Source organism: Cryobacterium sp. TMT2-4 (genome assembly GCF_004402575.1).
GTDB classification, from domain to species: domain Bacteria; phylum Actinomycetota; class Actinomycetes; order Actinomycetales; family Microbacteriaceae; genus Cryobacterium; species Cryobacterium sandaracinum.
The window spans coordinates 91,282-105,536 of record NZ_SOGE01000034.1; the positions used below are offsets into that span (position 1 = coordinate 91,282).

At 64.0% G+C, this 14,255-nt stretch carries 14 protein-coding genes; 6 read left to right on the top strand and 8 right to left on the bottom strand.

Going from position 1 to position 14,255, the window contains the following annotated elements; all coding sequences use genetic code 11:
• Nucleotides 1–8 precede the first annotated feature (8 nt).
• The gene (locus E3O54_RS11770) at nt 9–2,462 is read left to right on the top strand and encodes an RNA helicase (RefSeq protein WP_134401651.1); all 2,454 of its coding nucleotides are present in this window, start codon (nt 9–11) and stop codon (nt 2,460–2,462) included.
• A gap of 9 nt (nt 2,463–2,471) precedes the next feature.
• Nucleotides 2,472–4,016, top strand: a complete 1,545-nt coding sequence (gene lnt / locus E3O54_RS11775) for an apolipoprotein N-acyltransferase (protein ID WP_134401652.1) — start codon at nt 2,472–2,474, stop codon at nt 4,014–4,016.
• A 35-nt stretch (nt 4,017–4,051) separates the two neighbouring features.
• Here lnt and E3O54_RS11780 read toward each other — a convergent pair whose 3' ends face one another.
• The 4 genes from E3O54_RS11780 to E3O54_RS11795 all read right to left on the bottom strand — a co-directional run bounded on the left by E3O54_RS11780 (nt 4,052) and on the right by E3O54_RS11795 (nt 6,708).
• A complete protein-coding gene (locus E3O54_RS11780) occupies nt 4,052–4,417 on the bottom strand; it encodes an RNA polymerase-binding protein RbpA (protein ID WP_104102069.1) in 366 nt (121 codons plus the stop codon).
• 90 nt (nt 4,418–4,507) lie between these two features.
• The gene (locus E3O54_RS11785; protein WP_134401653.1) at nt 4,508–5,251 is read right to left on the bottom strand and encodes a glycerophosphodiester phosphodiesterase family protein; all 744 of its coding nucleotides are present in this window, start codon (nt 5,249–5,251) and stop codon (nt 4,508–4,510) included.
• A gap of 6 nt (nt 5,252–5,257) precedes the next feature.
• The gene (locus E3O54_RS11790; protein WP_134401654.1) at nt 5,258–6,238 is read right to left on the bottom strand and encodes an SPFH domain-containing protein; all 981 of its coding nucleotides are present in this window, start codon (nt 6,236–6,238) and stop codon (nt 5,258–5,260) included.
• Nucleotides 6,238–6,708, bottom strand: a complete 471-nt coding sequence (locus E3O54_RS11795; RefSeq protein WP_174720217.1) for an NfeD family protein — start codon at nt 6,706–6,708, stop codon at nt 6,238–6,240. The genes E3O54_RS11790 and E3O54_RS11795 overlap by 1 nt, the downstream gene beginning before the upstream one ends.
• Before the next feature lie 116 nt (nt 6,709–6,824).
• Here E3O54_RS11795 and E3O54_RS11800 point away from each other — a divergent pair, with 116 nt between their 5' ends.
• On the top strand, nt 6,825–7,616 hold the full coding sequence (locus E3O54_RS11800) for an SDR family oxidoreductase (protein ID WP_233191461.1): 792 nt from the start codon (nt 6,825–6,827) through the stop codon (nt 7,614–7,616).
• Nucleotides 7,617–7,674: 58 nt separating this feature from the next.
• Here the strand turns inward: E3O54_RS11800 and E3O54_RS11805 are convergent, their stop codons facing one another.
• On the bottom strand, nt 7,675–8,199 hold the full coding sequence (locus E3O54_RS11805) for an HdeD family acid-resistance protein (protein ID WP_166805249.1): 525 nt from the start codon (nt 8,197–8,199) through the stop codon (nt 7,675–7,677).
• A gap of 462 nt (nt 8,200–8,661) precedes the next feature.
• Here E3O54_RS11805 and E3O54_RS11810 point away from each other — a divergent pair, with 462 nt between their 5' ends.
• From E3O54_RS11810 to E3O54_RS11820, 3 genes are all read left to right on the top strand, one after another.
• Nucleotides 8,662–9,762, top strand: coding sequence for a site-specific integrase (locus tag E3O54_RS11810; protein WP_241976886.1), 1,101 nt, complete (start codon nt 8,662–8,664; stop codon nt 9,760–9,762).
• Complete coding sequence (locus E3O54_RS11815) at nt 9,759–10,103, top strand: helix-turn-helix transcriptional regulator (protein ID WP_134401657.1); 345 nt, start codon at nt 9,759–9,761, stop codon at nt 10,101–10,103. The genes E3O54_RS11810 and E3O54_RS11815 overlap by 4 nt, the downstream gene beginning before the upstream one ends.
• A 79-nt stretch (nt 10,104–10,182) precedes the next feature.
• Nucleotides 10,183–11,610: a site-specific recombinase gene (locus tag E3O54_RS11820; RefSeq protein ID WP_241976887.1), complete on the top strand. Its 1,428-nt coding sequence runs from the start codon at nt 10,183–10,185 to the stop codon at nt 11,608–11,610.
• Between the two features lie 965 nt (nt 11,611–12,575).
• Here the strand turns inward: E3O54_RS11820 and E3O54_RS11825 are convergent.
• From E3O54_RS11825 to dhaL, 3 genes are read right to left on the bottom strand one after another with little or no spacing between them, the layout of a single operon-like run.
• Entirely contained in the window at nt 12,576–12,869 is a 294-nt protein-coding gene (locus E3O54_RS11825) for a hypothetical protein (RefSeq protein WP_134401658.1), read from the bottom strand.
• Nucleotides 12,870–12,921: 52 nt separating this feature from the next.
• Nucleotides 12,922–13,608 (bottom strand): dihydroxyacetone kinase phosphoryl donor subunit DhaM, encoded by a 687-nt coding sequence (dhaM, locus tag E3O54_RS11830; RefSeq protein WP_134342891.1) that lies wholly within the window; start codon nt 13,606–13,608, stop codon nt 12,922–12,924.
• A gap of 1 nt (nt 13,609) precedes the next feature.
• On the bottom strand, nt 13,610–14,248 hold the full coding sequence (gene dhaL, locus E3O54_RS11835) for a dihydroxyacetone kinase subunit DhaL (RefSeq protein WP_104102053.1): 639 nt from the start codon (nt 14,246–14,248) through the stop codon (nt 13,610–13,612).
• Nucleotides 14,249–14,255: the final 7 nt, after the last annotated feature.

Genomic DNA, 14,255 nt, shown 5'->3' on the forward strand with positions numbered 1-14,255 from the left:
CGCATCCGATGACCAACCTTGAATCGCCCGCGGAACGCTATGCCGCCTCCCGAGCCCGCGCCGGCCGGCCCCGCCTGGAGTCATTCCGCACCGGGCTCCGCTTCGGACTGGATCCCTTCCAGCTGGCCGCTTGCGCGTCTCTCGAGGACGGTAACAGCGTGCTTGTGGCCGCGCCCACGGGTGCCGGCAAAACCCTGATCGCCGAGTTCGCGATCTATCTGGCAATGCAGAGCTCACGGAAGAAGGTCTTCTACACCGCCCCGATGAAGGCGCTGAGCAATCAAAAGTTTCAGGAACTCGTCGCAGAATACGGGGCGGATGCCGTGGGCCTGCTCACCGGCGACACGAACGTGAACCCGCAGGCCCGCATCGTGGTCATGACGACCGAAGTGCTGCGCAACATGCTCTACGCCGATTCGGACCTCCTCACAAACCTTGCCTTCGTCGTGTTGGACGAAGTCCACTTCCTGGCCGACCGGTTCCGCGGTGCCGTCTGGGAAGAGGTCATCATCCATCTGCCCCAGGACGTACGTCTGGTCTCGCTCAGCGCCACGGTCTCAAACGCCGAAGAATTCGGCGACTGGCTGCAGGCCGTCCGCGGCGAAACGGATGTCATCGTCTCCGAAGAGCGGCCGGTTCCGCTCGAACAACATGTGCTGGTCAAGAGCAAAATGATCGACCTCTTTGACGCAGCCGGCCTGGCCGGGACCCACCGGGTGAACCCGGAGCTGGTGCGGCTGGCCCAGTCGGGCGGGCGCGCACCCGGCGTCCGCTCGGCGAACGGACGCCGGGGCGGCGACCGCGACCGCGGCCGGGGGACCCAGCCGCGTGGCGGTTTCGAACCGGGGCGGATGGACCGCTCCGACATCGTGCGGCTGCTCGAGGGCAAACACCTGCTCCCGGCGATCTTCTTCATCTTCAGCCGAGTCGGCTGCGACCAGGCGGTCCGCCAGGTACTGCGGGCCGGCGTGCGCTTGACCGACGCTCAGGAGCGCGAGGAGATCCGGCAGATCGTCGACGAGCGCTGCCGTACGCTGCTCGACGAAGACCTCGGCGTGCTCGGCTACTTCGAGTGGCTCGACGGCCTCGAGCGGGGTGTCGCCGCCCACCACGCCGGGCTGCTTCCGGCGTTCAAGGAGGTCGTCGAGGAGCTGTTTCAGAAGAAGCTCCTAAAGGCCGTCTTCGCCACGGAAACCCTGGCGCTCGGCATCAACATGCCGGCCCGTACGGTGGTGCTCGACAAGCTCGAGAAGTTCAACGGCGAGGCGAGAGTGCCGGTCACCCCGGGGGAGTACACCCAGCTGACCGGTCGGGCCGGGCGGCGCGGCATTGACATCGAGGGCCACTCGGTGATCCAGTGGGCTTCCGGACTCGACCCTCAGACGGTGGCGTCACTCGCGTCTCGACGCACCTACCCGCTCAATTCCAGCTTTAAGCCGACCTACAACATGGCCGTCAACCTGATCGACCAGTTCGGTCGGGAACGCACGCGTGAGGTCCTCGAGTCCTCGTTTGCCCAGTTCCAGGCCGATCGGGCGGTCGTCGACCTGGCACGCAGAGTGCGCCAACAGGAAGAGTCACTGACCGGGTTCGCACAATCCATGGTCTGCCACCTGGGCGACTTCACCGAATACTCCGCCATCCGTCGCAATCTCACCGACGTCGAGCGCCAAAATGCGGCGGGGGAGACCGGCGCCCGTGCGGCGCGCGAGCGCCGCCAGCGCGAACTCGGCAGCCTGCGTAAGCGCATGCGCGAGCATCCGTGCCATAGCTGCCCTGAGCGCGAGCAGCACGCACGGTGGGCACAGCGCTGGTGGACGCTGAGGCGAGACACGGATACCCTCACCCAGCAGATTACGACACGCACCGGCGCCGTCGCACGCGTCTTCGACCGGGTGACCGATGTTCTCGTGGGCTACGGCTATCTCCTCGAGAACCCCGACGGCACGGTCACGCTCAGCCCGAGCGGCCTGATCCTGCGGCGCATCTACGCGGACCGTGACCTCCTGGTAGCGGAATCGCTGCGCCGGGGTTTGTGGAACGACCTCGACCCAGCGGGTCTCGCCGCCATGGCCTGCGCTCTCGTTTTCGAACCCCGCCGCGAAGAGGGTTTGATCGACGAACGCTACCTGCCCAAGGGCGCCTTCCGCGAGGCCCTGCACGAGACCCAGGAGTTGTGGAGCCGCCTCGATGATCTCGAACGCGATCACAAGCTTCCCGGCAGCAACCCCCTCGCGGTGGGACTCAGCCTGGCGATATGGAAGTGGGCGCGAGCCGGTTCGCTCATCGACGTCCTGGATGAGGCCGAGATGGCGGCGGGCGACTTCGTGCGCTGGACGAAGCAGACCATCGACCTTCTGGATCAGCTCTCGGTCGTGGCCGACGACCCCGTCGGCCGCACCGCTCGCAAGGCCATGGATGCGATCCGCCGTGGGATCGTGGCCTACTCGTCAGTCGCCTAGGCTGATGACGTGATCTCGGGGACCCTTCGGCCATTGGCCCTCCCGTTGCCGGCCGCTATTCTGCTCGCCGCGGCGGCCGGCGCGATCCTGGACGCCGGGTTTCCCGATCGGTCGTGGTGGATTCTGGCCCTGGTCGGAGTCTTCCTGATGCTCTTCGCCCTACTGGGGCGTGGTTTCTGGTCCGGCCTGCTCATCGGGTTGGTGGCCGGATCAGCGTTCTGGTTGATCCACATCAGCTGGCTGACGCTCTATCTCGGACCTGTGCCCTGGCTGGCACTGGCCGGCTTGCAAACCATATTCTTCTGCATCAGCCTGGCGCTGATCGGTGTCGTGCTCGAAACGGGGCCGCGGGTGTGGCCGACCAGCCTGGGCCGCCTCGGCGTGGTGCCGGTGGTCGTGGCTGGGCTGTGGACGGCGCGGGAAGCACTCGCCTCGGTATGGCCGTATGGCGGATTCGCTTGGGGCAGGGTGGCCATCTCCCAGTCCGAGAGCCCGTTCAATTCACTGGTGGCCTGGGTCGGCATGTCGGGGCTCAGCTTCGTCCTGGTCTGGCTTTGCGCCCTGGCTCTGCAGTTGCTCCGCGAAACCCCGGTGCGACTCACCGTGCGCTCAGGCATCGCCGCAGGGGCGATCGCGGTCGTATTGGTCGTACCGGCCTGGCCGACGGTACAGACGGGGGAGGTGCGTCTGGCTGCCATCCAGGGTGCTTCGGATGCCGGTCTGTTCGCGCGCTACTCACCGGGGCAGATCCTGGCGGATCACACTTCGGCGACCTTGGCCGTCATTGACGAGGAGGTCGACTTCGTCGTGTGGCCGGAGAACGCCAGCGACATCGACCCCCTTCGTTCAGCGGATGCCGCCAAGAACCTGGACTTCCTCAGCCGCCGGATGGGCGTCCCGATCATCGCGGGAGCGATAACGCAGCGGAACAACAAGATCTACAACAGTTCTCTGCTGTGGCAGGAGGGGGAGGGCGCCGTCGACATCTACGACAAGGTGCATCCGGTGCCCTTCGCGGAGTACATGCCGGACCGTGCGTTCTGGCGGCCATTTGCTCCCGAGCTGATCGACCTGGTCGCGCGCGACTACTCCATCGGCACCCGGGACAACGTTTTCGACATCAACGGGATCGTGGCGGGACTCGCCATCTGCTTCGATATCGCCGACGACCAGCTCGTTCAGGAAATGGTCGACGACAAAGCCGAGATCATCCTTGCCCAGACGAACAACGCCGACTTCGGCCGCACCGACGAGAGCGTGCAGCAGTTGGCCATCGCGCGACTCCGAGCCATCGAAGCCGGGCGCACGGTCGTGAATATCTCCACCGTGGGCACCAGCGCCATCATCACGCCGGATGGTGCCACGCTCGACAGTCTGCCGACCTGGCTGCCCGGAGCGATGGTGCAGTCAGTTCCCCTGAGCGACACGGTCACCCCGGCGATGGCTGCGGGACGGGTAATCGAGTGGCTGGTGTGCGGCCTCGGCCTTGCCGGGTTTGTATTGTGCTCTCGTAACGCGCTGCGCGCCCGACGGAATCGGGCGCGTAGCATGTGATCCTGATCAGTTCAGGCGGCACGAAAAAGGACCGATCAGGCGCCGATCTTCTGCTGGCCGCGACGCTCCCGCAGGAACGTCAGCCGTTCCTCAAGGAGTTCCTCGAGCTCGGCGCGGGTGCGTCGCTCCAGGAGCATGTCCCAATGCGTACGCGGTACTTTCTCGTCGGAATGGTCCACTATCACCGGTTTGGAGTCAACCAACCGGGTTGCTGTCTGTGAACAGAAGCGACATTCCCATTCGTCAGGAGCTTCCGCCTCTGCCGAGAAGATCATGACCGTCTCCCGTGCGCACGTCGCACACAGATACGTGTGACTAACTCGTGGTGAAAAGGTTACGCCCTCTTCGCTCTGAAGGCTTTGTGCGCCTAACCTCATGCCACGCAAACTGCGATCCGCCATCGTATGGTCTCCTCTCGCGATACAACTTCTAGGTATAAACCATCAAGCTGGACGTTATCTTTCCGTTATGTGACTTCTCGGAGCGAACTCTCAGGCTCGCGCCGCGATGATCGCCACGGCCAGGTCGCACCGGTCGGTGACGATCCCGTCGACACCGAGGTCCAGGAGCCGGATCATGGACTCCGCATCGTTGATGGTCCAGACATGCACCTCCACCTCGGCCGCGTGCATGCCGCGAATGAAGCGGGGAGTGAGGATGCGAAGGAAACGAACCGACTCCGGCACCTGCACGGCGGCAAAGTTCCTCAGGGAGTGCCGAACCGGAGCGGCAAGGCCCAGTTCGGCGGCCAAAACGGCGCGCATCAAGACCGACGCGGATGCCGATGTGGCCACCCCGGGGAGCAGCGCAGCCGTGCGGCGACGGCGGTTCTCGGAGAAAGAGGTGATCAGCACCCGGTCGATGGCGCCGGCGTCCCGGACCGCCGCGGCCGTGGCCTCGACGGCGGCCAATGATTTGACGTCGATGTTGAACCGGGCCTCCGGGAAGACGTCAAGTCCCTCGCGAAGGGACGCGAAGGATTGCCCCTGACCGAGTCCGACCCGGCGCAGCTCGCCCATGGTGAGCTGATCGAGGCGGATGCGGGTTCCGGCCACATCGTGTTCAGCGTCGTGGCTGAGCACGGCGATTCCGTCGTCCGTGGCGTGGACATCCGTCTCGATGTGGGTCGCGCCGACCGCGAGCGCGTGCCGGAACGCCAGCAGGGTGTTCTCCGGTGCATCAAGGGAGAGGCCGCGATGGGCGAAAACGCGCGGCCCGACCCCCTCGAGGTACATCGCCGCCTACGCCTCCGGGACGGCGGGGGACCGGCCGACCGGCCCGGCCTGCCCGGTCTGCGCGGTCTGCGCGGGGGCGGCCGAGCCGCCGACGGCATGGCCGAACGCCGCCCCGATGCCGTTCATCGCGGCGGTGAGTTCGCTGGGCACGATCCACAACTTGTTCGCACTGCCCTCCGCGAGCTTGGGGAGGGTCAGAAGGTACTGATAGGCCAGGAGCTTCGGATCCGGGTCACCGTCGTGGATCGCCCTGAATACCGTGGTGATGGCCTCCGCCTCACCCTGGGCGCGCAGAACGGCTGCCTTCGCGTCACCCTCCGCCGACAGGATGGCGGCCTGCCGAGCTCCCTCGGCCGTCAGAATCGCCGACTGCTTCGTGCCCTCGGCGGTCAGGATGACCGCGCGGCGGTCACGCTCGGCGCGCATCTGCTTCTCCATCGAATCCTGGATGGACAGGGGCGGGTCGATCGCCTTCAGCTCCACCCGTCCGACTCGGATACCCCACTTGCCGGTCGCCTCGTCCAGCACGATCCGTAGTTGCCCGTTGATATTGTCGCGGCTGGTCAGCGCCTCTTCAAGGTTGAGGCCACCGACCACATTGCGCAGGGTCGTCGTCGTGAGCTGCTCGACCGCGCCCAGGTAATTCGCGATTTCGTAGGTGGCGGCACGTGCATCCGTGACCTGAAAATAGACCACGGTGTCAATGGACACCACGAGATTGTCCTCCGTGATCACCGGCTGCGGGGGGAAGGAAACGACCTGTTCGCGCATGTCCAACAAGGGTCGCACCCGGTCGATGAAGGGAACCAGGATGTTCAGGCCCGGCTCGAGCGTCTTGTGATACTTGCCCAGACGCTCGACGACGCCGGCGTTGGCCTGCGGGATGATCTTGATGGCCCGGACTAGAACGACGACGACGAACACCCCGAGTACCAAGAGGAGGGCGGCAATGAAGATTTGCCCAATGAATTCACCGGTGGAGAGCACTATGTGATGTTCCTTTCCGAGGGATGAACGACGGCGGTGGAGCCTTCGATCGCGGTCACGCGAACAATCTCACCGGGTTCGGCGGATTGCGTGTCGGTGTCGGGGGAGAGGCGGGCTGTCCAGGTTTCGCCGTTGGCCAGTTTGACCATTCCACCCGAGGGGCGAACGGTGGACAGTACTTGTGCGGTCATGCCGAGCAGTGCGGCGACATTGCTCGGTGTGTGATCGGCACCCTTCCTCATCAGCCGCAGGAGAACCGGGCGTATGAGCAGGATGAGGAGCACGGATACCACGGCGGCCGTGACGATCTGGAGCCACCACACGGCTCCCAGCAGGTTCGCCCCCAGGCCGGCCAGGCTTCCGACAGCAATCATCAGAAAGGTGAACTCGAGCGACAGCAGCTCGATGATCACGCAGACGAGGATGAAGACGAGCCACACGATCCACAAGTAGTCGGTCAGGTCAGCCATCAATTTTGGAGCCTCTCACGTGACGTTTCCCTATCGAAGCTATCACCTGCTCGTTGGCCGGAGTCGAGACTGGCCGAGGCTGAGTCCCGCCGCTCATGTTGGTAGGGTTGGGCGTTGTGACTACTGCACCCAAAAATCCCCTCGACGCCGGCTCTCTCATCGGCAAACGCGCCCTGGTCACGGGGTCGTCCCGTGGTGTCGGAGCGGCCACCGTCGGCCTCCTCGCCGAGGCGGGCGCCAGCGTCGCGATCAACTTCCGTAACAAGGAGGCACGGGCGATCAAGGTCGCCGATGCGATCCGCGCCGCAGGTGGCACGGCAATCACGGTCGGTGCAGATCTGACGGATGCTGCATCCGTCGAGTCCATGTTCGAAACCATCCGTGCGGAGTTCGGCGGCCTCGACATCCTCGTCATGAACGCCTCCGGTGGCATGGAAAGCGGCATGGCCGAGGATTACGCCATGCAGCTGAACCGGGACGCCCAGGTCAACCTGCTGCACGCGGCACGGCCCTTGCTCGCTCCGGGTGCCCGCGTGGTGTTCGTCACCAGCCACCAGGCCCACTTCGTCGAGACCACGACCACCATGGCCGAATACGAGCCGGTCGCCCGGAGCAAGCGCGCCGGCGAGGACGCACTGCGCGCCCTCATCCCCGAGTTCGCCGAGGCCGGCATCGGTTTCGTCGTTGTCTCCGGCGACATCATTGAGGGCACGGTCACCGCCGTCCTGCTCGAGCGAGCCAGCCCGGGCACCATGACCGCGCGTAAGGATGCCGCCGGCCGGTTGTACAACGTCAGCGAATTCGGCGCCGAGGTTGCGTTGGCGGCCGTCGAGGCCGTGCCGGAGAACAACACCAGGTACGTCGGGGACATCGCGGACTACGTCGGCGAAGCCGCCAGTCGAAACTGACGTCGCGGGCAGCACGTGCAGTGCGGCCTGGCGAATGCCGTGCGGCCGCGCCGAGCGGCTACGCCGTATCGGGTGTCGCCGACCAACCTTGACCGAACATGGAGGCCTGCGCCAGTTGGATGATCCCGGACAGAACGAGGAACACTCCGCCGATCGTGACCAGAATGGTGACCGACTCGACGGGGGAGAAGAGCACCACGACGCCGGTCACGACGGCGATGGCGCCGAAGACCGCACCGAACCACCTGCTGGAGTCCGGGGCCGTCTCGACCAATCCGGCCACACCTTCCACGATCCAGGAGCTCCCGATAAGCATCCCGAGCACTGCCAGGGTGTCCAAAGGGTTTCTGATTGCCACGATACCGCCCACGATCAGCAGCACGCCGAGCAGGATGTTCACAACCCGGCTACCGCCGGACGCACCCTGTGTGAATAATCCTCGGCCTACGTGAACGATGCCGCTGATCAAAAAGTACAGGCCGAACAGGATCTTGAGGGAGCCGACGGTGGCGTCCGGCCAGGACAGGATTAGGACGCCGACGACCAGGGCCAGCAGGCCGGTGCCAGCGATGGCCAGGCGCACACCGGTGATTTCTGACGTGCTGAGCGCTCTCTAATCCAACGACAGATCGAAGGCCGTAACGGTAGTGGGCATTTCAGCTGCCTCTTGGATTCTGGGAACGTGCCGTGCCGCACAAAGTAGTCGAGTCCGGCCAACACGTCCAGACCTCTTCACTGGTTGACCGATAATGCACATTATGTCAGCGCGTAATGGACCTATTGCAGGAATTGCAGAATAGGACTCCCCTGGTATTTATCCGCCGGAGCGCTGGTCGCGTCAGGGACTTCTGCTGTTTCTCTGAGATGTGGGGCGCTATATCTGCACTGGTCAAGGTCTGAGCGCTCTGATTCAACGTGGGGAATTTCGCGGCACATATCCTCTCGGGATCCCCGTATTTCCGCGGTTTAACGTCGCGTGCTTTGCATGTTTTGCCTTTAAAGAGCATAATTTGCAGACAGGTTGAGGGGGCTTATGAGCGTTGCATTGGGCCGAGTAACCCATCTGCCTCTGCGCCCCGAGGCGACCAGCCCGGATGCAGTTTTCACCGAGATGGTTGACAGCTGGCGCCGCCAACAGCTCTCCCGCAATTTCCGGCACGAGACCATTTCTGGCCGCGAACAAACGATCCGTCGGTTCGCGGACTTCACCGGGCACTTCCCGTGGGAATGGACGTTCGCGGACGTCGAGGACTACTTCGCTTACACGCGCTCGGTATCAAACCTGTCCCAGGCCACCGTCCGGGCGTATCAAACCAACCTCAAACTGTTTTGCGACTTCCTCACCGATCCGGCCTACGACTGGAGCGAAGTCTGCGGACGTTCCTTTGGCCGGCCCGTCACTCAGATCATCACCGACTTCAACCGGGCCACCCACACGCAACAGAATGAACAGCGGGCAACGAAACGACCGTTTTCGCGTCGTGAGCTGCAGGACTTCTTCGATCTCGCCGACGTCGAGGTCGAGCGTGTCATCAACTCGGGACGCAAGGGCGCCATCGCCGCCTACCGCGATGCCATCGCGTTCAAGACCGCCTACGCCTGGGGACTTCGCGCCAACGAGGTGACCCACCTGCAGCTGGTCGATTTCTCCCGCAACCCGCACTCGCCCCAGTTCGGCGACTTCGGTGTCCTCCACGTCCGTTACGGGAAGGCCCAGAAAGGGTATGCGCCCAAGCGCCGCTCCGTTCTCACCGTGTTCGAGTGGTCGCCTGAGGCCGTTCACCGGTGGATCCGCACCGGACTGCCTCACCTTGCCGCTCAACCGACCGACCTGTTCCCCACCAGCCAGGGCCTCGTCGTGCCGAAGTCGAATCTACGGCGACGCTTCCGCGCCTACGTCAACGAGCTGGGCTTCCCGGCCGGCCTGGACATGCATTCCCTTCGCCGGTCCTACGTCACCCACCTGTTCGAGTTCTATGGCTTCGAGCACACGTTCGTCCAACAACAAGTTGGCCACCTCCATTCGTCGACCACATCCATTTACACGGCAGTCTCCAGCGACTACCAAACCCGGGCGTTGAACCGCGTCCTCGAGCGCACGATCAACGCGACCACCAACAGCACCCCGTGGGAGGAAAAATCATGAAACGAGAAATCGAGTACCGCTGGCGCGCACGCGAGCTCATGGCGCGCCACGGCATGAAGAACAGCCGAGAACTCGTCGCCCCGCTCCGAGAACGCGGAATCACCCTCTCGGAGTCGCAGATCTATCGACTCGTCGCCCAGGATCCCGAGCGGATCTCCTTCAAAGTCCTGACCGCTCTCTGCGACATCTTCAACGTTGAGGCGAACGAGCTCGTCACCTTCACCGCAGCGAACGCCAAGAGCCAACGCCAAGAACGAACAATCGCCTCCGGCGAGAACATCGTCAACTTCGCCGACGCATACAAACCCGTCCGCGCCCGCATCCTCGACGATGACGACTGAGCACCGCACCCGCGGACGCCCCCGAACCCCAGGCACCCTGCACTGCGACCGCTGCGGCGGTCTGGTCGCGAAGATTCGAGTGCACTGGCCAGACGGCGCCATCTGCGGGATCTGCTTCACCACAGCCACACACACCCGCGGCCCTTGCGCTACCTGCGGCGACACACGCCTGCTCCCTGGCAAAGACGCGGACGGATCGAACACCTGCCGTGACTGCGCCGGCATCACCACACTCCTGCAATGCGACAACTGCGGCGATGAAGCCGAACGATTTCGCAACGGCAACTGCATCCGCTGCGTCCTCCGCGCCGACCTCACCGCAACCCTCCAACCCAACACTCCCCCGGACCTCCGGCTCAAACGCCTCGTCGCTGTCTTCGCCAATGCCGAGCGCCCCGAGAGCATCTATACCTGGAAACGCGGCATCGGCGCCAGTGCCCTCCTCACCCGACTGGGCACCAGGGAACTGGCCATCAGCCACGAGGCCTTCGACGCCCTACCCGCATCCAACGCCGTCGAACACCTTCGCGAAACACTCACCCATCACGGCATGCTGCCGCCCCGGGACCGCCAACTGGCGGCGTTCGAACGCTGGCTCGAGAAGAGAATCGTGTCTCTTGCTGACCATCGCGAGATCCAAGGACCGATCGAACGCTTCGGCCGGTGGCATCACTTGAAACGACTCCGGGCGAAGTCGTTGCCCGGCACGAACATGAACTTCGCCGTCCGGTCAGCGAAGCAGGAAATCACCGAGTCAGGACGATTCCTCGCCTGGCTCCTATCCGAGCACGACACCACCTACACCGATATCCGTCAATCGCACCTCGACGACTACCTCGCCTCCGGACCATCCACTCGCCATGCCATCAACACCTTCATCGCCTCGCTCGTCACATCACACGAGATCGCGAAAGTCCGGGTCCCCCGTCGTGAAGCACAATCGACCCCGATCCTGACGCAGGCAGCCAGAATCGACCACATCCGCGCCTGCCTCACCACCGGAGAAATGCCCGCCGCAGACCGCGTCGCCGCACTTATCCTGCTGCTTTACGCACACCCGGTCGGAAAGATCGCAGCCCTGAAAACCAGCGCCCTCGAAGCGCGACCCGATGGCCTATACCTGCGTCTGGGATCGGTGCCAGCCCTACTGCCCGCACAAGTCGCGGCAACCTTCTGGGACTACGTCCACAACCGCCCCAACCAGCAAACTGTCAACACCGACAGCCCTTGGCTCTTTCCCGGCAACCTGCCTGGCCAACACACCCATCCAGAAAACATGCTGAACCGACTTCGCAGCTGGGGAATCGACCTCAACGGCGTCAGAAACACCGCCCTGCGAGACCTCGCCAGAGAGCTCAATCCCACCGCCTTGGCCATTTCCCTGGGATATCGCAGCGAGATAATCCACCAGCACGCCGCCGCCGCCGGAGCACCACACGCCGACTACATCAACCTCAAATCATCACAGCTCCGGCCCTCGCCCAGGCTCAGTTCCGTGAAGGATTAGGACCCTTTCGGATAAGTCCAGTTCCCGCTTTGGCCGAAACCCGCCATGCGCAACACGTTCGTTCTGCTCGTGGGCACCATCCGCGAGCGCCTACTGCAGTGCAGTTATCCACCCGATGAAACGGGCTGGGCTCGCGTAGTGGATGACGCCGTCGCGGTAGCGGTACGCGGAGTCGAACTCCGGTATCGGCCGGCTAACCGACCGCGGGCCGGTCTCGATATACCCATCAGCCAGAAGCTGAGCTCTCAGAACATCCCAAGCCGGCATATCCCGGGTCCAGTTCGCGTACCGAACGGTCAGGTCCGTCTGCGGTTTCGTCCACTCACATCGCAGACCGTCAGCTCCGACCAATGAGTCCAGTTCTTCGCGGGGGCCGTCAGCACGGAAAGTGAGTCCGTCCGTCGCCATTTTCGAATTCAGGTCAGCGGTGAAAGCGTTGTCGCATGTATCGGTTTCAGGGATCGGCGTCGGGGTTGGAGTTATGGTTACGGTCATCGTCGGCGCAGAAATTGGTCCACCAGCTTCCGGTACCGACCCAGAACAGCCGATCATCGCCACCGCCAAACAACCCGCCGCCAGAACCGCACTCGCCCCTCGAAACCCCCTGATACGCATAGCTACAACCTACTGGTTCTGGCCCGCCGCGATTTCCATAAGCCGTCGTTCCGTAACTGGCGCCACGACTCCCCTGTCAGTCAGCACGCCGCCGCCGCCGCTGGAGCACCCCACGCCGACTACATCAACCTCAAATCACCACAGCGCAGACCCCCCCAGGCTCAGCAACGGGAACCATTAGGACCCTTTCAGATAAGTCCAGTTCCCACTTAGACGATGCTTTCGCCTGATCAGGTGAGGCATAGGATCACTTCCGAAGCGTCCCGCATCGTGCCGGAATGTGTCCAGCGGTGGATTAGGACCCTTGTGCAGACATTTGGCGACGGTTAGCCGAACCGCCGCCGCCGGACTCATTCTGGGCGGTCGATTTCCTTGTCGGTGTTCTCCGGTTCGCGCGGGCGCAGGACCATCCCGAATTCGTTCACGGGCAGGAACGCGTCCCGGTCCCACGCGCCCGGATGCGGCACGGGGCACGTAAGGATAGTGTCATGGGCGCCGCGCTCGATCAAATGTGCACGCATGGTCTGCTCACAGACCGGGCATTCCTTCAGATCGGTCGGCACGTCCGTATCCGCGAATCGCGGATCCACTCGGTCGGAGTGGCGAGTAGGACTGCTCACCGGCAGTTCCCTGTCTTTGTCCATGTGCTCAGACTACGCCGAGTTTCAAAATCGACCAGATGCGTGTGCTTTGCGTCTATTCTTCTCCGAAGCCCGATTCCAGAAGGTCTCCCAGAGCGGCTACGGCTGCCGCTCCGGCCTCATCCGAGGAGGAGATCTTCGCGGTCATGCCGCGGATGAGTCCGAGTGACATCACGGCGAGCAGACTGGATGCATCCCTGCCGTTCACGGTGACTCGTGCCTCGAACGTATTGGCGAGCTTCACGAAGTCAGCAGCCGGTCGGGCATGCAGACCATCCTTGTTCACCAGGGTAACGGTTCGCGTGACCACCGGCGGCAGCGCTGGTTCCGCCCCAGCTGCGGAGACGGCCCCGGCTGCGGATTGCGCGGCCCGCACGACAGACTCGATGTCTCCCCCAATCTCGGCGGCGACGGCCGCAGCCACACCCCCCTCGACCAGAGGCGCATCCACGATTCGTACTCGGGCACGCGCCGCGTCTCCGAGGAAATCCAACGCGGTTTCGGCCGTCAGGATCGCGGAGCCCAGGTCGCAGAGGAGCACGACGCCGGCGCCGGCGTCAGCCTGTGCAATGCCGCTGACCACCTTCGTGAAGCTCGTGCCGATACCCCCGTCGTCTGTCCCACCGGCCGGGACCATCCTCGTTTGGGGTGCCATCTGGGTTGCCAGATCGAGGAGACCGTCGGCGATCTTCGAGCTGTGGGAGATGAAAACGAGGCCGACAAGCCCCTCTGTGGCGGTCATTTCAGGCGGTCGCTGCGGTGTCGGCAGCTGCTCGCAACAGCAGGGCCGAAGACTGCGCTCCCGGGTCGCGGTGACCGATGGCCCGTTCGCCGAGGTAGCTAGCCCGTCCCTTGCGCGCAACCCAGGGTTCCGTCGCCTCTGCCCCTGCCTCGGCGGCAGCTGCCGCCGCCATCAAAATCGCCAGGTCGTTCGCACCGTCGGCACGGGCTGCTTCGGCGGCGTCGACCGCCGGAGTCCAGGCATCGACCATGGTCTTGTCTCCGGGTTCCGCCTTGCCGCGCAGGACGATGCCGTCTCGCGCGGCCGCCAGGAATGCGACTAGAGCGGCCCCGTCAAGATCAGCCGAGCCGGTGATGGCCACGGCCGCCTTAAGGAACGCTGTTCCATACAGTGGACCCGCCGCACCGCCCACGGTTGAGATCAACGTGGTTGCGACGAGTTTGAAGACGTCCCCGGGGTTCGCCTCGGACGAAAGGTCATCGAGTTTCAACAGCACCGCCTGGAAACCGCGGTCCATGTTTTCGCCATGATCACCATCGCCGATTTCACGGTCCAGATCAATCAATTCCACACGGTGCTCATTCATTACCGCCGCGCTGGTCCTGATCCAGGCTTTCGCCCACGTGCCGTCTAGCTTCATTGGATCT

What these genes read in the sequence shown, in the direction of transcription:
- E3O54_RS11825 (WP_134401658.1), bottom strand. Translation starts at nt 12,869, where the DNA reads ATGGACAAAGACAGGGAACTGCCGGTGAGCAGTCCTACTCGCCACTCC.
- E3O54_RS11780 (WP_104102069.1), bottom strand. Translation starts at nt 4,417, where the DNA reads ATGGCGGATCGCAGTTTGCGTGGCATGAGGTTAGGCGCACAAAGCCTT.
- dhaL (WP_104102053.1), bottom strand. Translation starts at nt 14,248, where the DNA reads ATGAAGCTAGACGGCACGTGGGCGAAAGCCTGGATCAGGACCAGCGCG.
- E3O54_RS11795 (WP_174720217.1), bottom strand. Translation starts at nt 6,708, where the DNA reads ATGGCTGACCTGACCGACTACTTGTGGATCGTGTGGCTCGTCTTCATC.
- E3O54_RS11785 (WP_134401653.1), bottom strand. Translation starts at nt 5,251, where the DNA reads ATGTACCTCGAGGGGGTCGGGCCGCGCGTTTTCGCCCATCGCGGCCTC.
- E3O54_RS11770 (WP_134401651.1), top strand. Translation starts at nt 9, where the DNA reads ATGACCAACCTTGAATCGCCCGCGGAACGCTATGCCGCCTCCCGAGCC.
- dhaM (WP_134342891.1), bottom strand. Translation starts at nt 13,608, where the DNA reads ATGACCGCCACAGAGGGGCTTGTCGGCCTCGTTTTCATCTCCCACAGC.
- E3O54_RS11815 (WP_134401657.1), top strand. Translation starts at nt 9,759, where the DNA reads ATGAAACGAGAAATCGAGTACCGCTGGCGCGCACGCGAGCTCATGGCG.